Genomic DNA, 18,649 nt, shown 5'->3' with positions numbered 1-18,649 from the left:
CGGCACCGCGTGCAACGCCTCATTCCAGGGCGATGTTCTGCGCCTTGATCACCGGTCCCCAGAGCGCGGCGTCCTTGGTCAATTGGGCGTCGAGCCGCTCCGGTGCGCCGGTATCGACCATCAGGCCATCGGTTTCGAGCTGCTTTGCGATCTCGGGCTTCTGCATCGCGGCGTTGGCTGCCGCGTTCAGCCGCGCGATGACATCGCGCGGCGTGCCCGCCGGAGCGTGGAGCGCGGTCCAGAACGATGCCGTGAGGTCGGGATAGCCGGATTCGGCGAGCGTCGGTATCTCGGGCAAGCTCGTCATGCGCTTGTCCGAGGAGACCGCGAGGATGCGAAGCTGGCCGCCGCGCGCATGCTCGATCACGGCGGCGGGCGTTGCGAAGTTGAGATCGCATTCTCCTGACAGTGTCTCCATGATGGAGGCCGGATTGTTGCGATAGGCAACCTCGGTGACGGCAAATCCCATCGACTTGCCCATCATGATCCCGAACAAATGCGTGACGCTGCCCGGACCGAGCGTGGCGTAGAACAGCGGCTTGTCGCGCCCCTTGGCGTAGGTGACGAAGCTCTTCACGTCGGCGGTCGGCGTCCGTGCGTTCACGGTCAGCGACAGCGGCCCGTTGCAGAGCATGGCGACCGAGGCGAAGTCCGCGAGCTTGTAGGGCAGGTTCTTGCGCAACAGCACGTTCAGCGAAATCGGCCCGGTGCCGCCGGCCAGCAGGACCGATCCGTCCCTCGGTGCGCGCGCCACATATTGCGATCCGACGATACCGTTGGCGCCGGGCTTGTTGTCGACCAGGACGGGCTGGTCCAGCGTTTCCGCCATGGCCTTCGCGATTGAGCGCATCAGGCTGTCGATGGAGCCGCCGGGCGCATAGGGCACGATGATGAAGATCTGCGACGCGCGGGCCCTCACGATTGCAGGCGCGCCAAGCGGGGCGACGAGGGCGCCGGCGATGAGAGTTGTCGCCTGGCGTCGGCTGATCCTGGGCATGGGAGTCCTCCTCACGGTCGTTCTTGCTTGTCGCGAAATCTAATAACTGACCGATCGGTCGGTCAATAGGACATCGATAGGATATTGCAAGTCGCCGCGCTTGATGTTATCAGCGCAAAAAGCTGACCGATCGGTCAGGAATAGCAAGCAAGACAAACACAAGACAAGCAGAAGCCCAGGAGGAAGCCATGTCAGGAGATATCGTCACCCTCGAAGTGTCCGATCACATCGCGCTGGTGACGCTGAACCGTCCTCCCGTGAACGCGCTCGATCGTGCCATGCGCGATCGCATCGTGAGCGTGTTCGACGAGATTTCCGAGCGTAGCGATGTCAGGGTCGCGATCCTGACCGGAGCCGGAAAGGTGTTCTGCAGCGGCGCGGATCTGAAGGACCGTCCGGACCCGACCAAGATCGGCGCGTTTCACAGCCACAACCGGATCACACGCGAGACCGGCAATTGCATTCGCGAATGCTCCAAGCCGGTCATCGCGGCGATCAACGGCGTTGCGCTCGGCGCCGGTGTCGGCCTGATGGCTTCCTGCGACATCTTCTACGCCTGCGAAGAGGCCGTCTTCGGCATGCCCGAGATCAACGTCGGGCTCGCCGGCGGTGCCGCCATGCTGAACACGTTGTTCGGCCGCTCCCTGATGCGCCGCATGTTCTTCACCGGCTATCGCGTGCCGGCCGCCGAGCTCTATCGCCTCGGCATCATTGAGGCTTGTACGACCAAGGAGAACCTGATCCCCGAGGTGATGAAGCTCGCCCGCGAGATCGCTTCGAAGAGCCCGATCGCGATGGAATATGCCAAGAATGCGGCGAACATGGTCGAGCTGATGCCGCCGCGCGATGCCTACCGCTTCGAGCAGAACATCACGATGGCTCTCTCCAAGACCGAGGACGCCAAGGAAGCGCGGATGGCGTTCCTGGAGAAGCGCACGCCGGTGTTCAAGGGGCGCTGAGATGCGGCCGGGAGAAGGTCTCGACGCGCTGATGTCGCCGCGCTCGATCGCGATCATCGGCGCCTCGCAGGAGGCGACCAAGATCGGCGGTCGGCCGGTCGACCTGTTGCGCCGCCACGGCTATGCAGGCCGCATCTATCCGGTCAACCCGAAGGCCGCGACGGTGCAGGGACTGAAGGCCTATGCTTCCGTCGCCGAAGTGCCGGAGGCGCCGGATCTCGCCATCATCGCGGTCGATGCGGAGCGCGCCGGCGAGGCCGTAGAACAATGCGCGGCCCGCGGCGTTCGCAGTGTCGTCGTGTTCTCGTCGGGCTTTGCCGAACTCGGCGAGCAGGGCCGCGCGATGCAGGACCGGCTGCGCCTGGCCGCGCGCAACAGCGGCATGCGCTTGCTGGGGCCGAACTGTCTTGGCGCGGTCAGCGTCGCCGAGAAGAGCATTGCGACGTTCTCGATCGTGCTCGAGCACAGCATGCCGGCGGCCGGCTCGCTCGGCATCGTGTCGCAGAGCGGCAATCTCGGCAGCTACACCATGCGGCTCGCCAGCGAGCGCGGCGTCGGCGTCAGCCGCTTCATCACCACAGGTAACGAGTGCGACGTCGATATCGCCGACGGTATCGCCTGGATGGCGCGCGATCCGGCCACCAAGGTGATCCTGTGCTGCCTCGAGGCGTGCCGCGATGCCGGCCGCCTGATCTCCGCACTTGAAGAGGCGCGCGATGCCGGCAAGCCCGTCATCGTCATGAAGATCGGCACGTCCGCGGCAGGCCAGGCCGCTGCGGCTTCGCACACCGGGGCGATGGCGGGATCGGACGCGGTGTTCGACGCGCTGTTTGCCCGCTGTGGCGCGGTGCGCGTGCGCAGCATCGACGAACTCATCGATCTCGGCCACGTTGCATCGATCCTGCTGCCGGACCGGCTGCCGAAGGGGCCGGGCGTGGCAATTCTCACGGCGTCGGGCGGCTTCGGTGTGCTGCTCGCGGACGCCGCGCAGTCGGTCGGGCTGACATTGCCGGAGCTCGGCCAGGAGACGCAGCGCCAGATTCTTGAGCTGGTGCCCTTTGCATCGGCCCGCAACCCGGTCGACGCCACGGCGCAGATGTCGAGCCGCCCAGATCTTCTGGAGAAGATCATGACGGCCGTCGTGGCGGACGATCGGGCCGATACGGTGATCCTGCCGCTGCCGTTCTCGCTGCATCTGCCGCGCTTGCGCTCCATTTATATGAACACGCTGCGCAACATCCGCGCGCAGTTCCCCCAGCGTCCGATCGTCCTTTGCGTCGATGGCCCGGAGGACGCGCTGACCGAGCTGCACGCGCTGGGCTTTCCGACGGTGGAAAGCTTCGATGGCTGCTGCGCAACTGTCGCTGCCTTGGTGCGGCTGCAGGGGGTGTCGAAACGTCCGCAGGACGTGCCAGCTGCGATCGAGCAGGCGGGGCCGCTGGCAGCCGATGCATTCCGCCACGAGCTCGGCGCCAAGCGCGCACTTGCCGAGGCCGGTGTGCCGGTGCTGGCCGAGCGTCTGGTACAGGACGTCGACGCGGCGGCGCGTGCAGCCACCGACATCGGCTATCCCGTGGTGCTGAAGATTGCCTCGCCCGACCTGCCGCACAAGACGGAGGCCGGCGGCGTGGTCGTCGGCGTTGGCTCGGAAGCCGAAGTCCGGCGCGCCTATGCTCAGATGCGCGACCGCGTCGCCACCAAGGCGCCCAACGCGACAATCGACGGTGTGATCGTGGCGCCGATGGCCAAGGGGGTCGCCGAGCTCATCCTCGGCAGCCGCATCGATCCGGTGTTCGGGCCGGTGGTGATGGTCGGTCTCGGCGGCATCTTCGCGGAGATCCTCCAGGATTCCGCCGTGCAGATGGCGCCGGTCAGCGAGACGCAGGCCATGGCGATGCTGAAATCGCTTAGGGCGTTCGCGGTGCTCGACGGCGCGCGTGGCCGGCCGCGCGCCGACCTCGATGCCGCGGCCCGGGCCGTTGCCGCGTTGTCGCGCTTTGCTGCCGCGCATACCGACACGATCGCGGAGATCGACGTCAACCCGTTGCTGTTACGCGCCAAAGGCGAGGGAGCCGTGGCGCTTGATGCGTTGCTGATCCCGCACGGTGCGCCGCCAACCCACTGAACCCCAACAAATAGAGCCGGCAGAAGCCGGCCGCAGAGGAAACGCGTAAAAGCAGGAGGAAACGGTGAAGAGATCGACAATCACGGCGCTCGGCATGATTGCCTTGCTGCTGACCCATGCGCCCGTGTCCGCGCAGGGCATATCGGGCGATGTGGTCAAGATTGGTATCATGAATGACCAAAATGGTCCCTATGCCGACAATTGCGGCCTCGGCTCGGTCGCGGCCGCCAAACTCGCGGTCGGCGATTTCGGTGGAGCGGTCAACGGCAAGAAGATCGAGTTCGTGATCGCCGACGACCAGAACAAGCCCGATGTCGGCGTCGCCATCGCGCTGCGGTGGGTCGACAATGAAGGTGTCGATGCCATCGTCGGCTGCTCGGCGTCGTCGATCGCGCTTGCGGTGCAAGACATCATGAAGAACCGCAAGAAGCCTTACATGCTGGCTGGCACGGCGGGATCGTTCTTCACCAACGACAAATGCTCGCCCATGACCACGCAGTGGGTCGTCGATACCTATGCCCAGCCGAAAGCCACGGTGAAGGCCCTGCTCGCACAGGGCATCGACTCCTGGTTCTTCCTGACGGTCGATTATGCCTTCGGCAAGGCCTGGCAGGCGGACGCAACGAAGTTCATCCAAGCGGGTGGCGGCAAGGTGGTGGGCTCGGTGCTGCATCCGCTCAACTCGTCGGATCTCTCCTCATTCCTGCTGACGGCACAGGCCAGCGGCGCCAAGGCAATTGCGCTCGCCAATTCGGGGGCGGATTTCGCCAATGCGATCAAGCAGGCCCAGGAGTTCGGGCTGACCAGGACGCAACTCCTCGTTCCCCTCGGCCTCATGATCAGCCAGACGCATGGCATCGGCCTCAAGGACCTCCAGAACGTGCGGCTGACGACGCCGTTCTACTGGGACATGACGCCGGAGAGCCGGGCGTTTGCCAAACGCTATGCCGAGGCGACGAACGGTCAGCTTCTCAACGAGGGCAAGGCGGCCACCTACAGCGCCATCACGCATTATCTGAAGGCGGTGGCCGCCGCCGGCTCCGACGACGGCGATGCCGTGATGCGGCAGATGAAGAACACGCCGATCAACGATTTCGAGATGAACAACGTCAGCATCAGGGCCGACGGCCAGGTGATGCGTCCGCTCCACGTCGCGCGGATCAAGGCTCCGTCGGAATCCAAATACACCTACGACTATTACGAGATCACCGGCACGATCGCGCCCGAGGATGCGTGGCGGCCGGCCTCGGAGAGCGCCTGCGATCTGCTCAAGTCGCAGTGAAGGACGGACAGGCGGCCAGGACATGACGGCGCGTATGGCGAAAGCGGGAAGCAGGCGATGAGTGTAGTTGAAGCAGTATCGACGCATCCGGTCGCGAGCGAGAGCCTGGCAGGCGCGGCCTATCGCGATGCGGTGCATCGCTGGCTGCATGCCAATCTGCCCGCCAGCTTCCGCGGCGACAGCGCTGCATTCGCGCCTCCGACGCTCCAGCAGTCCGTCGCGTGGGAGGCGGCGATGTACCGCGCCGGCCTGACCGGCATTACCTGGCCCCAGGCCTATGGTGGGCACGGCTGCTCCTTGCGCGAACATCTCATCGCAAATCAGGAGATCGGCGCGCTGGCGATGCCGGAGAGCGTCAACTCGATCGGCAAGGAACTCGCCGGTCCGATCATCCTGGCCGTCGGCAGCGAGGAGCAGAAACGGCGGTTCCTGCCCGCCATCCTCGAGATGCGCAACATCTGGTGTCAGGGATTTTCCGAGCCCGAAGCGGGGTCCGACCTTGCCGGGCTTCGCACTCGCGCCACGCGAAATGGCAACGACTGGCAGATCACCGGCCAGAAGATCTGGACCAGCGGCGCGTACCGGGCGCAACGCTGTCTCGTGCTCGCCCGCACCGGTCCGCTGGAGGATCGTCATCGCGGCCTTGCCATGTTCGCGGTGCCGCTCGATGCCGACGGCGTGCGCGTGCGCACCATCAAATCGATCGACGGACGCGAGAGCTTCTGCGAGGTCTTCTTCGACGACGTCGAAGTGGCCCAGGCCGATGCGATCGGCGCGCCGGACGAGGGCTGGGCCGCAGCCATCCGCGTGCTGGAGATCGAGCGGGCGACCAACCGCATGTACCGCGCCTGGCGCTTCGAGAACGAACTGCGCCACCTGATTTCGGCTTGCAAGACGGACCCGGCGCTGTCGGCAATGGTCGCGGACCGGCATTACGCCGTCAGGCTCGGCGAGGTCGCCGTCGAGATCGAGGTGCTGAAGGCGCATGTCGAGACGGCCGTCGAGGCGCTCGTCAACGGCGACAAGATCGGAGCGCGCGGCAGCCTTGCGAAGCTCTATTGGAGCGAATCGCATCAGCGCTTTGCGGCGCTTGCGATTGAACTGCTCTCGCAGGCATCGCTGCCGCAGAACCCGGCGATCACGGTGGCGCGGCGCCGGTTCGAAGCCATCTACCTTCAGGCGCGCGCCGAGACGATTTATGCCGGCACGAGCGAGATCCAGCTCGGCATCATCGCCGATCGCATCCTCCAGCTGTCGCGAGGCAAGTGATGGTCTCCCCGCGCATTGCCTCGTCGAAAACGGCAAGGAGCCGGTGATGTCCGACGGCCGGAGTCAGGCGGGCCTGCTGAAGGATCGTCTCGTCGTGGTGACGGGAGCGGGCCAAGGGATCGGGCGCGCCATCGCGTTGGGCGCGGCAGCTGCCGGGGCGAGGGTCGTCGTGACCGATCTGCGGCAGGATCGGGCAGACTCCGTTGCGCGCGAGATCGGGGACGGAGGCAAGGAGGCAACCGCCTGTTCGCTCGACGTGACTGATGCTTTGGCCTGCGGCGAGGTGGCCAAGCGGGTCGACGAGGAGCTTGGCCTCGTCGACGTCGTCGTCAACAATGCCGGGATCATCATCCGCGAGCCGATCGACAGCCCGCGGGCGCACGAGAATTGGCGCCAGGTGTTCGACGTCAACGTCAACGGCACCTTCAACGTGGTTCATGCCTTCATTCCCGCGCTGCGCAAATCGCGGGGAACCATCATCAACGTTGCCTCGGTCGCGGCCTTCGGTAGCATGGGTGGTACGCTCGGCTATTCATCGTCCAAGGGTGCGGTGAGGCTCTTCACGCAGGCGCTTGCCCGCGATCTCGCGCCTGATGGCATCCGGGTCAACGCCGTCGCGCCCGGCATCATCGCGACCGAAATGAGCGAGAGCACGCGCGAGAATCCGGCGAGGCTGTCCGGCCTGATGGCACGCACGCCGTTGAAGCGCGTGGGACAGCCCGAAGAGATCGCAGCGCCCGTGATCTTTCTGGCCTCGGCGATGGCGTCCTATGTTAACGGCGTCATCCTGCCCGTCGACGGCGGGTATCTTGCCTAGTGAGCAATTGTAGTCGCGCAGTTTTCGAAGAGGACAATGATGACCATGGCCGATGGACTTCAGCCCGACGAGTTCGCGGCAACCGCGGCACGCGCCGTGATCGCATGTGCAGGCTTGGCTGTACGCGAACAGGCGCAAAATCTCGCCGGTGACGGTCTGCTCGGCGTCATCGCGGATGAGGAGGTGGGGGGACTGGCCCTGCCGCTCGGCTTTGCGGTGCCGGTGATCGCAGCCGCTCATGCGGGATTGCTCGGATTTCCGCTCCTGGAGACCATCCTCGTCGGTCGCCTGCTGCAGTCGTCGCTGACGCGTCTTGCCGCCGCGATCGTTTCCGGCGAGACATTGGCGACGGTCGCCTGGCAGGGTGAGGCCTTCGCCGAACGGGAAGGCGGGTTGCAGGTGCTGAGCGGCACGGTCGCGCGCGCGGCCTGCGCGGCGAAGGTCGACTACATCCTGGTACGGATGAACGCGGGCACCGCTGCATTGATCCCGACCGATGCCGAAGGCGTTGTGGTGGAGGAAGCGGCCGGCCTCGATCTGACCGTGCCGGAGCATGTGGTGCGGCTCCAGAAAGTTGAAGTCCCGATCGGCTCCGTCCTGCCGGCTGGCACATGGGATTTGCTCAACTCGGACGCCAACGTGCTCCGCGCCGCCGCTATCCTGGGATCCGCCGAAGCATGCCTGGCGCTCGCGCAGGAACATGCGTCGACGCGCCGCCAGTTCGGCCACGCCCTGTCCTACAATCAGGCCATCCGGCATGCCTTGGCGCGCCAGAAGCTCGGGCTCGAAAGCATCCGTCATGCGATCACGCGCAGCCTGTCCGAGGGCGGCGGTCCGGTCCAGCGTGATGCGGCGTTCCTGGCTGCAGCGACCTATGGCAGCTCGATCAGCGAGGGCGCGCTACAGCTTCACGGCGGCATGGGCTTCACATGGGATGTGCCGGTGCATCGCCATCTGCGCCGCATCCGTACGCTTCAGGCCCAGGGCGATGCCAGCGGTCTGATCAGCACGTTCGGCCGCCGTTACGTATCGGAAATTGCACCGTTCGCCGAGGCGGAAGCATGAAGGAGACGACCATGACCGAGACCAGGGATCAGACGCTCGCGGGGCGCGTCGCACTTGTCACCGGCGCCGGAAACGGCATCGGCCGTGCGACTGCGCTTCGGCTCGCCGGACGCGGTGCGATCGTCGGTGTCAACGACCTGAAGCCGGAATTCGTCGATGGCACGGTGGACGCGATCAAGGCGGCCGGCGGCAAGGCCGTAGCCGTCACGCAGGACGTGTCGAGCCGCGACGGCATGCGGCAGGCGGTGCTTGGATTGGCGGAGCAGCAGGGGCGTTTCGACATCCTCGTCAACAACGCGGCCTGGGTCCGCTATCAGTCGGTCGCGGACATCGCGCCGGAGACTGTCGAACGCATGCTCAACATCGGTTTCAAGGCGGTGATGTGGGGTATCCAGGCCGCCGCCGAGGTCATGGATGCGGAACGCGGCGGCGGGATCGTCAACGTCGCTTCGGTGGCCGGCCTGATCTCGGCGAAGAACAGCATCGTCTACAGCGGCATCAAGGCCGGCGTCATGGGCATCACGCGCGCTGCCGCAGCCGAACTCGGCGCGCGCAACATCCGCGTCAACGCCGTGGCGCCCTCGGCGATTCCGACCGAAGGAACGATGCGCAATCGTAACGCCGAACTCGATGCACGCCGCGTCGCGAGAACGCCGCTGGGGCGGCTCGGCACGGTCGACGATATCGCCAAGGCCATCTGCTTCCTCGCCGGTGACGAGAGCGGCTTCATCTCGGCGCAGGTGCTCACCGTCGACGGCGGCATCACCCTGACGAACATTGCCTGACGGGACCATTACGATGTCCGATCTGACGCCGGAACAGCAGGTTCTGAAAGATGCCTACGTCAAGGCGCGGGGCTATTGGCGGCCCTGGACGGAGGGGCTGCTGCGGCTCGATCCGGCGTTTCTCGACGCATACGGAAAATATGCGGGTTATGCCGCAGAGAAGGGACCGCTGTCGCCCAAGATGCGCGAGCTGATCTACGTCGCGCTCGACGGATCGGCGACGCACCTGTTCCGATCCGGCCTTGCGCTGCATCTTCGCCTTGCACTTCAGGAGGGGGCGTCGGCGCGGGAGATCATCGACGTGTTTCGCCTCGCGACGGTTCAGGGGCTCGACGGCTGCAATCTCGGCATCGGCATCCTAGCCGAGGAATTGGCGAGCGCGGGGCTTCAGGTCGATCATCCCGAACTGACGCATGAGCAGACGGCGCTGCGGGATGCCTATGTGGCGCAATTCGGGGATTGGCCCGATTTCTGCGAGCAATGGCTGCTGAGCGATCCCGGCTATTTCGCCGTCTTGCTGGATCTCCTCGCGGGCGGGCAGACCGGGGATGGTCTCGACCAGTGCTCGCAATGTCTGATCTCGCTCGCATTGAACGCCTGCTTCACGGCACTCAATCCGCATGGACTGCGGGTGCAGATCAGGCGGGCTTTGCGGCTCGGCATCGGCCAGCGGGAGATCCTTCAGGTTCTCCAGATGACTGCACATCTTGGCGTCCATGCCTGCGCGATCGGCGTACCGGTTCTGATGGAGGCCCTCGACGAGCGTTCCTCGAAGGCCGGTGCCGGCGAGGAGAGCAAGGGACCGGGAGAGGGAGGAGGACGGAAGTGAAGGGATTGGCGATCCGTAACCACAGGGCGTTCGCGTCTGGCGCTCTGTTCCTCACATTTGCGGTCTTATTCTTCGTGGCGGCGCTGAACTATCCCGCGGGGACAGCCGCGCGAATGGGGCCGGGTTATTTTCCGCGCTTGCTCGCAATCGTGCTCGCGGCCATCGGTCTGGTCGTGATCCTCAGTGCCATGAAGCCGGCCGCGGACGGGCAGGCGCTGCGCAATTGGGATCTCAAGGGGCTCGCCTGGATCACCGGATCCGTGATCCTGTTCGGCGCCTTGCTGTTTCCGCTCGGTCTGGTCGGCGCCCTCTTCGTCCTGATCATGGTGTCGAGCCGGGCCAGCCCCGAGTTCACCTGGATGGGCGCGCTGGCGAACGCTGCGGTGCTCATCGCGCTGTGTCTGGCCGTATTCGTCTACGGTCTCGGGCTGCAACTGCCCGTCTGGCCGTCTCTCCTCAACTGAACGAGCCGATCGATGGATCTCTTCCACAATCTGGCGATTGGCTTTGCGACGGCAGCCCAGCCCGCCAACCTGCTCTATGCCTTCCTCGGCTGCCTGCTCGGCACCTTGATCGGCGTGCTTCCCGGCCTCGGCCCGCTCGCGACCATCGCTATGCTGCTGCCGATCACCTATGCGCTGCAACCGGACGCCGCGCTGATCATGCTCGCCGGGATCTATTACGGCGCGCAGTATGGCGGCTCGACCACGGCGATCGTGGTCAATCTGCCTGGGGAGTCTTCGTCGGTCGTGACCACGATCGACGGCTACCAGATGGCGAAGCAGGGGCGCGCCGGCGTGGCGCTCGCGACCGCTGCCATCGGCTCGTTCTTCGCCGGATGCGTGGCAACGCTCGCCTTGGCGGCCCTTGCGGGCCCGCTGACCACGACCGCCTTGCTGTTCGGCCCGAAGGAATTCTTCGCGCTCATGATCCTGGGGCTGATCCTCGCCTCGGTGCTGTCGAGCGGGCCGTTCATCGAGGGCATCGGCATGGTCGTGCTCGGCATGCTCCTGAGCCTCGTCGGCACCGACCTGAACAGCGGCAGCCAGCGTTTTGCCTTCGGCGTTCCCCAGCTCTTCGACGGTCTCGATTTCGTGCCGCTGGCGATGGGCATCTTCGGCTTCGCCGAGATCGTCAAGAATCTCGAGCAGGACGACAAGCTGTCGCTGGTCACCCAGAAGATCACAAATCTGTTTCCGACCCGCGACGACTTCCGTCGGATGGTGCCGGCGATGCTGCGCGGCACGGCGCTGGGCACGCTGCTGGGAGTCCTGCCCGGCGGCGGCGCCGTGCTCTCGTCCTTCGCGTCCTATACGCTGGAGAAGAAGCTGTCGCGACATCCCGAGCAGTTCGGCAAGGGCGCCATCGAGGGCGTTGCAGGCCCGGAGTCCGCGAACAACGCCGGCGCCCAGACCTCGTTCATTCCGCTGCTGACGCTCGGGGTTCCCTCCAATGTCGTGATGGCCCTGATGGTGGGCGCCATGAACATTCACAACATCCACCCGGGTCCGGAGGTGATGACGAAGAATCCGACCCTGTTCTGGGGCCTGATCGTCTCGATGTGGGTCGGCAATCTGATGCTGCTGATCCTCAATCTTCCGCTCGTCGGGCTTTGGGTGAAGCTGCTCACCATTCCCTACCGCTATCTGTTTCCCGCGATCATGGTGTTCTGCTCGATCGGCGTCTATTCCATCAACAGCGGAACGTTCGAGGTCTACGAGGCGGCCGTGTTCTGCGTGTTCGGTTACGTCCTGATCAAGCTGCAACTTCCGGCGGCGCCGCTGCTGTTGGGCCTGGTTCTGGGTCCGGCCATCGAGGAGAATTTCCGCCGCGCCATGGTGCTCTCGCGCGGCGACGCCACCGTGCTGCTGACTTCGCCGCTCTCGGCGAGCCTGCTGGCCGCGGCCGCCATCGCGATCCTCCTGATCATGTTGCCGACGATCCGGGCGCGGCGAGAGGAAGCGCTCCAGGATTGATACACCGCGATTCCCATGCAGGCAGGTTCGCCCTGATCATGCCCGACGTCAGCCGATCAGATCGCCGTATCCGCTCGGGTACTTGATCCAGATCAAGATCGCAACGCTAAAGCGCCGACTACGCTGCCTTTGGACTAGATCTGGACACGGCCTTGAAGACACTTCGCCAGCTTCTCACCGGAGAGGACGTGATCCAGCTCGTGATCAGGCTCGGATTGCTCGCTCTGTTGATCTTCTGGACTTTGTATCTGATCCGCCCGTTCGTTACGATTCTGGTCTGGGCCCTCGTGCTCGCAGTTGCGTTCAATCCGATCTTCCTCGTGCTCGCCAAAATCCTGGGAGGCAGGGCGAAACTCGCGGCGGGGCTTCTCACCGCGATTAATCTCGCCATTGTCATCGGGCCGGCGGCTTGGCTAGGTCTCGGTGCGGTGGACGGGATCAGGGACTTCGCCGGTGAGCTGGCCGCGGGCGATCTGGTCATCCCTTCACCGCCCGCAGCGATCAAGACCTGGCCGCTGATCGGAACGCCGCTCTACGAGTTCTGGGATCAAGCCTCGACCAATCTCCGTTCGGTCGTGCAACGGATTGCGCCGTATCTGAAGCCGTTCGCGGGTACGCTCCTTGGCATCGCGGGCGATGCCGGTGTGGGCACCATCAAGTTCCTGCTGTCGGTCGTCGTCGCCGGCTGCCTGTTTCCCTATGGACCGCAGCTCGTGGCGGCGGGCAGGAGCTTCCTGTCGCGGATCGTGCCCGAGCAGAGCGAGCACTTCCTGGATCTCGCGGGCGCGACCATCCGTGCGGTAGCCCAAGGTGTGATCGGCATCGCCGTCGTTCAGGCGCTGCTGGCCGGTATCGGCTTCAAGTTGGCGGGCATTCCGATCGCCGGCTTGCTTGCGCTCCTGGTGCTGTTGCTCTCCATCGTGCAGATCGGCGGAGCCATCATCATGCTCCCCGTGATGATCTGGATCTGGACCGACAAGGATGTCACTGTCGCAGTGCTGCTGACATTGTTCCTCGGAATCGTCAGCATTCTCGACAACATACTGAAACCGTTGGTGATGGGACGCGGCCTGACGACGCCGGCGCTCGTCATCCTGATCGGCGTGATCGGCGGAACGCTGGGCCACGGAATAGTCGGCCTTTTCATCGGACCTATTGTCCTGTCGGTGGCTTGGGAGCTCACCGTGGCCTGGATCAGGACCGATCGCGCCAGCGCGGCGTCGCAGGCGACCATCGACCGTTGACCTAAATCAATGTCGGACGCCTCGGAGCGCCTTGGATGACGTCGCGCGACGACGAGGTCGGAACATGTCAATGGAAAATCCCAACCTGCCGGGCGGCCCCTTGTCCGGACTTGTGGCTTCGGCCGTGGAATACATGGTCGACGCGAGCCAGCGGAGTGTGCTGTTCCTGGACATCATGCGCCAGCGCGGCGATCAATACCGGGAGCACGTTGCACAGACGGCGCCGCATGTCCTGCAATACGCTGCGGAACTGATTATGGACGGCCGCAAGCTGGACGAGCCGGTCAACTACGCGCTGGTCCGTATCATCCCGCCCAAGGACGTGGAGATTGATCTCAAGCGACGGCCGTTTGTCGTGATCGATCCGCGCGCGGGCCATGGCCCGGGCATCGGCGGCTTCAAGGCCGATAGCGAGATCGGCGTCGCGATGAAGGCCGGGCATCCCTGTTACTTCATCGGCTTCCTGCCGGAGCCGATGCCCGGTCAGACCATCGAACGCATCGCGCGCGCCGAAGCCATTTTCATCGAAAAGGTCATCAGCCGTCATCCGGACGCGGACGGAAAGCCTTGCGTGATCGGCAATTGTCAGGCCGGCTGGGCCGTCATGATCCTGGCGTCACTGCGGCCGGAACTGTTCGGGCCGCTGATCATCGCGGGGGCGCCGCTTGCCTATTGGGCGGGCGTGCACGGCAAGTATCCGATGCGTTATTCCGGCGGCCTTTTGGGTGGAAGCTGGCTCACCGCGCTGACCAGCGATCTCGGCGCCGGAAAGTTCGACGGTGCCTGGCTGGTGCAGAACTTCGAGAACCAGAATCCATCGAACACCCTGTGGACCAAGCAGTACAACGTCTATTCCAAGGTCGATACCGAGGCGAACCGCTATCTCGAGTTCGAGCGATGGTGGGGCGGGCATGTCAACCTGAATGCCGAGGAAATCCAGTTCATCGTCGACGAGCTCTTCATCGGCAATAATCTCGCCGCCGGCAAGATCGAGATGTCCGACGGCCGCAGGGTGGATTTGCGCAATATTCAGTCGCCGATCGTGGTGTTCTGCTCGGAGGGCGACAACGTCACGCCGCCGCAACAGGCGCTGGACTGGATTCTGGATTGCTATGCGGACGTCGATGAGATCAGGGCCTATGGGCAGACGATCGTCTATACCGTCCACAAGAGCATTGGGCATCTCGGTATCTTCGTGTCCGGCGGCGTCGCCAAGAAAGAGCACGCTGAGTTCTCGAGTAACATCGACCTGATCGACGTGCTGCCGCCGGGGCTCTATGAGGCGACATTCGAGGCCAAGGGCGAGGAGACAACGAGTTCCGATCTCGTGGTCGGCCAGTGGGTGATGCGCTGCGAGGCGCGGACGCTCGGCGACATCCGCGCCATGGGTGGCAATTCGCCCGAGGACGAGCGGCGCTTCGCTGCCGCCAAACGCGTCTCGGAGCTTAACCTTGCCGCCTACCAGAAGTTCGTGCAGCCCTGGATCAAGACGCTGGTCACGCCGCAGATGGCAGAGACGATGCGCAACCTGCATCCCCTGCGGCTGCAGTACGAGGCGCTGAGCAGCCAAAATCCGTGGATGACGGCGGTGAAGTCGGCCGCGGAGGACATCGAGGACAATCGCAAGCCGGTCGCCCAAGACAATCCGTTCCTTGCGTTTCAGGAGCAGATGTCCAAGCAGATCGTTCACGCACTCGACAGCTGGCGTGACGCACAGGAGGCATTGAGCGAAGCGATCTTTCTCAACCTCTATGGCTCGCCGGCGGTGCAGACTGCGCTCGGGATCGATCCGAAGTCCGAGCCGTCGCGCCGTCGCGAAATGTCAGCCGAGCATCGCGCCATGCTGGAGAAGCGGGTCGCGCAGCTGAAATCCGGGATCGGCGAGGGCGGCCTGCGCGAGGCGGCCATTCGCAGTCTGCTTTACATCGGGTCGGCGCGGGGAATGGTTGATGAGCGTAGCATTGAGGCGCTGCGCCGGATCCGTCGCGACTACAGTGGACAGCGAATGACGCTTCCGGAGTTCAAGATGCTGGTCCGCGAGCAGTTCTTCATGCTGCTGATCGATCGGGAAGGTGCCTTGGCAGCCATTCAGAAGCTGTTGCCCGAGGATGTCAACCAGCGGCGTGCGGCCTTCGCGGCGATACGCGAGGTGCTCTCCGCAAGCGGCGAGATCGCGGGGGAACGCGCAAGTCGCCTGCGGCGCGTCGCCACGTTGTTCGGCGTCGATACAGGTGAAGGGGAATCGAACGTCGCCCCTTTCGATCCAAAGGCGAAGGCATCGTAAGTCTGTCTGGAGGGATTGGGAGCGAGATCATGTCAACCGAAGGAAGGCAAACGCAGTCTCCCAGCAAGTATGACCGGTTGATTGCGGCAGCAAAGGCGGTGCCGCCGGTTCCGACTATCGTGGTGCATCCTTGCGATGAAACCTCGCTGCGCGGCGCCGTTGAGAGTGCTGAGGCCGGCATCATCCGGCCGATTCTGGTCGGGCCCGCGAGCAAGATCGGCGATCTCGCGCGCAGGTGTGGCCTCGACATCTCCGGCTTCGAGATCGTCAACGCCGCACATAGCGAAGAGGCAGCCGCCAAAGGTGTCGAGCTGATCCACGCAGGCAAGGGCGAAATGCTCATGAAGGGCAGTCTTCACACCGACGAGTTGATGCGCGCGGTGACCGCAAAAGTCGGCGGCCTGCGCACCGAACGCCGTATCAGCCATGTGTTCGTGATGGACGTGCCTGCCTATGCCGAAACCCTGCTTGTGACGGATGCCGCGATCAACATCTTTCCCGATCTCGACGCCAAGCGCGACATCATCCAGAACGCCATCGATCTCTACAACGAGGCCGGATTCGGCAAGACGCCGCGGGTGGCAATCCTTTCGGCGGTGGAGACCGTGACGTCCAAGATTCCCTCGACGATCGAGGCGGCCGCGCTCTGCAAGATGGCTGATCGCGGGCAGATCACCGGCGGCGTGCTCGACGGCCCGCTCGCGTTCGACAATGCCATTGATCCCGAAGCCGCGCGCATCAAGGGCATCAAGTCCGAGGTCGCCGGCCGGGCTCAGATCCTCGTCGTTCCCGACCTCGAATCGGGCAATATGCTGGCAAAAAATCTGGCCTACTTTGCCAAGGCCGACGGCGCCGGCATCGTGCTCGGCGCCCGGGTGCCCGTCGTGCTGACGTCACGGGCGGACTCGCCGCGGGCGCGCATGGCATCCTGCGCGGTGGCGTCGCTCTATGCCAATGCCCGGCGTCAACACGCCCCGACAGTTGCTGCGTGACCATCATGGATACGATCCTCGTCGTCAACGCGGGCTCCTCGAGCGTCAAGTTCCAGGTCTTTTCGGTCGAGGGAGAGGGCAGGCTGCGGCGGCAGCTCAAGGGCCAGATGGACGGCATCGGCAGCCGCCCACGGTTGAGGGCGAGCGGCGCGAATGGCGATCCGCTCGCCGACCGCGCCTACCCGATCGAGACGGTCCCCGATGTTCCGGCCGCGATGGGCGTCGCCGGGGAATGGTTGCGGGACGAGCTTCGTATTCACCCCATCGCCGTCGGACATCGTGTCGTGCATGGCGGTCCCGAGTATGACCGGCCGGTGCTGATCGACCACGGCGTCGTCGCCCGCCTGGAACGGTTCGTCAGCCTCGCACCGCTGCACCAACCGCACAACCTGTCGCCGATCCGCTCGATCCTCGCGGGCTTCCCGACCTTGCCGCAGGTCGCCTGCTTCGACACCGCATTTCACCGCACGCATAGTGCAGTTGCAGATCACTATGCGATCCCGCATCAGCTTCACGCCGAGGGCGTGCGGCGCTACGGTTTTCACGGGCTGTCCTACGAATACATCGCGAAGACCCTGCCGCAGACCGCGCCCGGCGTTGCGAAGGGCAGGGTGATCGTCGCCCATCTCGGTAGCGGCGCCTCGATGTGCGCGCTGAAGGGAGGACAGAGCGTCGAAAGTACCATGGGCTTCACGGCGCTGGACGGGCTTCCGATGGGAACGCGCCCCGGCCAGATCGATCCCGGGGTCGTGCTCTATCTGATCTCGGAAAGGGGGATGTCGGCATCGAACGTGCAGAACTTCCTCTATCGCGACTGTGGACTGAAGGGACTGTCCGGCGTCAGCAACGATATGCGGGAGCTCGAGGCCAGCCAGGATGCCAAGGCGAAACTGGCGATCGACTATTTCGTGTATCGGATCGGCCTCAACGCCGGGATGCTTGCGGCTGCGTTGCAGGGCCTGGATGCCTTCGTCTTCACCGCCGGCATCGGCGAGAATTCCGCGAGCATACGCGCCCGCGTGGCCGAGCAGCTCGGTTGGTTCGGTGTCAAGCTGGATCCGACCGAGAATTCCCGCAACGGGCGGCTGATATCGCGTCCCGACAGTCTCATTCCCGTCTATGTCGTGCCGACCGACGAGGAACTGATGATCGCACAGCATACGCTGGCGCTGCTGGTCAACACGCCATCGACCAACCCCAGACAAGAGAGGGTGTCATGATTCCCGTGTTCCCGGATACCAAGGTTGCCCTGAAGGGGAAAAAAGGCCTCATCGTCGGTGTCGCCAACGACCAGTCCATCGCCTGGGGATGCGCCAGGGCGTTTCGTGGGCTCGGGGCTGAACTCGCCGTCACCTATCTGAACGACCGCGCCAAAAAGCACGTCGAACCGCTCGCGCAGGCGCTGGAGGCACCGATCTTCATGCCGCTCGACGTCATGGTGGAGGGGCAGACCGAGGCCGTGTTCGAGCGGATCGGGAAGGAATGGGGCCAGCTCGATTTCCTGCTGCACTCGATCGCTTTCTCGCCGAAGGAGGCGCTGCACGGCCGCGTGGTGGATGTCGGCCGCGACGGATTCCTGAAGACGATGGACGTCTCCTGCTGGTCGTTCCTGCGCATGGCGCATCTCGCCGAGCCGCTGATGAAGAACGGCGGCACGATGTTCACCATGACGTACTATGGCAGCCAGATGGTCGTGGAGAACTACAACATCATGGGCGTGGCCAAGGCGGCGCTTGAAGCAGCCGTTCGCTATGCCGCCGCCGAATTGGGGCCGAAGGGCATCCGCGTGCACGCGATCTCGCCGGGACCGCTCGCCACCCGCGCGGCGTCGGGCATCCCGGAGTTCGACGAGCTGATGGACAAGGCTCAATCGAAGGCGCCGGCGCGCAGCCTCGTCAGCATCGACGATGTCGGCAATGCCACGGCGTTTCTGGCACTCGACGGCGCCAAGCTGATCACCGGTGGCGTGCTCTATATCGACGGTGGATATCACATCATCGACTGAACGAAAACGACGGGCGCCTC

General features: G+C 64.6%; 16 protein-coding genes. 15 read left to right on the top strand and 1 reads right to left on the bottom strand.

Annotated features, from left to right (window positions below):
- Positions 1 to 19: 19 nt before the first annotated feature.
- A complete protein-coding gene (locus EI171_RS30770; RefSeq protein WP_161535540.1) occupies positions 20 to 997 on the bottom strand; it encodes a tripartite tricarboxylate transporter substrate binding protein in 978 nt (325 codons plus the stop codon).
- 188 nt (positions 998 to 1,185) lie between these two features.
- Between EI171_RS30770 and EI171_RS30765 the strand changes: the two genes are divergently transcribed.
- From EI171_RS30765 to fabI, 15 genes are all read left to right on the top strand, one after another.
- On the top strand, positions 1,186 to 1,956 hold the full coding sequence (locus EI171_RS30765) for an enoyl-CoA hydratase/isomerase family protein (protein WP_161535539.1): 771 nt from the start codon (positions 1,186 to 1,188) through the stop codon (positions 1,954 to 1,956).
- A 1-nt stretch (position 1,957) separates the two neighbouring features.
- Positions 1,958 to 4,081, top strand: a complete 2,124-nt coding sequence (locus EI171_RS30760) for an acetate--CoA ligase family protein (protein WP_161535538.1) — start codon at positions 1,958 to 1,960, stop codon at positions 4,079 to 4,081.
- A gap of 64 nt (positions 4,082 to 4,145) precedes the next feature.
- A complete protein-coding gene (locus EI171_RS30755) occupies positions 4,146 to 5,363 on the top strand; it encodes an ABC transporter substrate-binding protein (RefSeq protein WP_246740305.1) in 1,218 nt (405 codons plus the stop codon).
- 57 nt (positions 5,364 to 5,420) lie between these two features.
- On the top strand, positions 5,421 to 6,632 hold the full coding sequence (locus EI171_RS30750) for an acyl-CoA dehydrogenase (protein ID WP_161535537.1): 1,212 nt from the start codon (positions 5,421 to 5,423) through the stop codon (positions 6,630 to 6,632).
- A gap of 46 nt (positions 6,633 to 6,678) precedes the next feature.
- A complete protein-coding gene (locus tag EI171_RS30745; RefSeq protein WP_161535536.1) occupies positions 6,679 to 7,449 on the top strand; it encodes an SDR family NAD(P)-dependent oxidoreductase in 771 nt (256 codons plus the stop codon).
- A 39-nt stretch (positions 7,450 to 7,488) separates the two neighbouring features.
- Entirely contained in the window at positions 7,489 to 8,514 is a 1,026-nt protein-coding gene (locus tag EI171_RS30740; RefSeq protein ID WP_246740304.1) for an acyl-CoA dehydrogenase family protein, read from the top strand.
- A gap of 11 nt (positions 8,515 to 8,525) precedes the next feature.
- Positions 8,526 to 9,299 carry an SDR family NAD(P)-dependent oxidoreductase gene (locus EI171_RS30735; RefSeq protein WP_161535534.1) on the top strand — a complete coding sequence of 258 codons (774 nt, stop codon included), beginning with the start codon at positions 8,526 to 8,528 and terminating at the stop codon, positions 9,297 to 9,299.
- A 13-nt stretch (positions 9,300 to 9,312) separates the two neighbouring features.
- Positions 9,313 to 10,128, top strand: coding sequence for a carboxymuconolactone decarboxylase family protein (locus EI171_RS30730; protein ID WP_161535533.1), 816 nt, complete (start codon positions 9,313 to 9,315; stop codon positions 10,126 to 10,128).
- On the top strand, positions 10,125 to 10,592 hold the full coding sequence (locus tag EI171_RS30725) for a tripartite tricarboxylate transporter TctB family protein (RefSeq protein ID WP_161535532.1): 468 nt from the start codon (positions 10,125 to 10,127) through the stop codon (positions 10,590 to 10,592). The genes EI171_RS30730 and EI171_RS30725 overlap by 4 nt, the downstream gene beginning before the upstream one ends.
- A 12-nt stretch (positions 10,593 to 10,604) precedes the next feature.
- A complete protein-coding gene (locus EI171_RS30720; protein WP_161535531.1) occupies positions 10,605 to 12,104 on the top strand; it encodes a tripartite tricarboxylate transporter permease in 1,500 nt (499 codons plus the stop codon).
- A gap of 152 nt (positions 12,105 to 12,256) precedes the next feature.
- Positions 12,257 to 13,348 (top strand): AI-2E family transporter, encoded by a 1,092-nt coding sequence (locus EI171_RS30715; RefSeq protein WP_028171974.1) that lies wholly within the window; start codon positions 12,257 to 12,259, stop codon positions 13,346 to 13,348.
- A 64-nt stretch (positions 13,349 to 13,412) separates the two neighbouring features.
- Positions 13,413 to 15,632 (top strand): TerB family tellurite resistance protein, encoded by a 2,220-nt coding sequence (locus EI171_RS30710; RefSeq protein WP_011086240.1) that lies wholly within the window; start codon positions 13,413 to 13,415, stop codon positions 15,630 to 15,632.
- A gap of 29 nt (positions 15,633 to 15,661) precedes the next feature.
- Complete coding sequence (locus tag EI171_RS30705; protein WP_161535530.1) at positions 15,662 to 16,624, top strand: phosphate acetyltransferase; 963 nt, start codon at positions 15,662 to 15,664, stop codon at positions 16,622 to 16,624.
- 5 nt (positions 16,625 to 16,629) lie between these two features.
- Positions 16,630 to 17,844, top strand: a complete 1,215-nt coding sequence (locus EI171_RS30700; RefSeq protein ID WP_161535529.1) for an acetate/propionate family kinase — start codon at positions 16,630 to 16,632, stop codon at positions 17,842 to 17,844.
- Positions 17,841 to 18,629 carry an enoyl-ACP reductase FabI gene (gene fabI / locus EI171_RS30695; protein ID WP_011086243.1) on the top strand — a complete coding sequence of 263 codons (789 nt, stop codon included), beginning with the start codon at positions 17,841 to 17,843 and terminating at the stop codon, positions 18,627 to 18,629. The genes EI171_RS30700 and fabI overlap by 4 nt, the downstream gene beginning before the upstream one ends.
- Positions 18,630 to 18,649: the final 20 nt, after the last annotated feature.

This window comes from Bradyrhizobium sp. LCT2, from assembly GCF_009931255.1.
In the GTDB taxonomy this organism is placed as follows: domain Bacteria; phylum Pseudomonadota; class Alphaproteobacteria; order Rhizobiales; family Xanthobacteraceae; genus Bradyrhizobium; species Bradyrhizobium diazoefficiens.
Note: the sequence above shows the minus strand (reverse complement) of the source record. Positions and strands in the feature narration are given on the sequence as shown.

Bases quoted from the DNA above. Each gene is read 5' to 3' on its own strand.
- EI171_RS30740 (WP_246740304.1), top strand. From the start codon at position 7,489: ATGACCATGGCCGATGGACTTCAGCCCGACGAGTTCGCGGCAACCGCG.
- EI171_RS30765 (WP_161535539.1), top strand. From the start codon at position 1,186: ATGTCAGGAGATATCGTCACCCTCGAAGTGTCCGATCACATCGCGCTG.
- EI171_RS30735 (WP_161535534.1), top strand. From the start codon at position 8,526: ATGACCGAGACCAGGGATCAGACGCTCGCGGGGCGCGTCGCACTTGTC.
- EI171_RS30760 (WP_161535538.1), top strand. From the start codon at position 1,958: ATGCGGCCGGGAGAAGGTCTCGACGCGCTGATGTCGCCGCGCTCGATC.
- EI171_RS30730 (WP_161535533.1), top strand. From the start codon at position 9,313: ATGTCCGATCTGACGCCGGAACAGCAGGTTCTGAAAGATGCCTACGTC.
- EI171_RS30745 (WP_161535536.1), top strand. From the start codon at position 6,679: ATGTCCGACGGCCGGAGTCAGGCGGGCCTGCTGAAGGATCGTCTCGTC.
- EI171_RS30750 (WP_161535537.1), top strand. From the start codon at position 5,421: ATGAGTGTAGTTGAAGCAGTATCGACGCATCCGGTCGCGAGCGAGAGC.
- fabI (WP_011086243.1), top strand. From the start codon at position 17,841: ATGATTCCCGTGTTCCCGGATACCAAGGTTGCCCTGAAGGGGAAAAAA.
- EI171_RS30770 (WP_161535540.1), bottom strand. From the start codon at position 997: ATGCCCAGGATCAGCCGACGCCAGGCGACAACTCTCATCGCCGGCGCC.
- EI171_RS30710 (WP_011086240.1), top strand. From the start codon at position 13,413: ATGTCAATGGAAAATCCCAACCTGCCGGGCGGCCCCTTGTCCGGACTT.
- EI171_RS30720 (WP_161535531.1), top strand. From the start codon at position 10,605: ATGGATCTCTTCCACAATCTGGCGATTGGCTTTGCGACGGCAGCCCAG.
- EI171_RS30705 (WP_161535530.1), top strand. From the start codon at position 15,662: ATGTCAACCGAAGGAAGGCAAACGCAGTCTCCCAGCAAGTATGACCGG.
- EI171_RS30700 (WP_161535529.1), top strand. From the start codon at position 16,630: ATGGATACGATCCTCGTCGTCAACGCGGGCTCCTCGAGCGTCAAGTTC.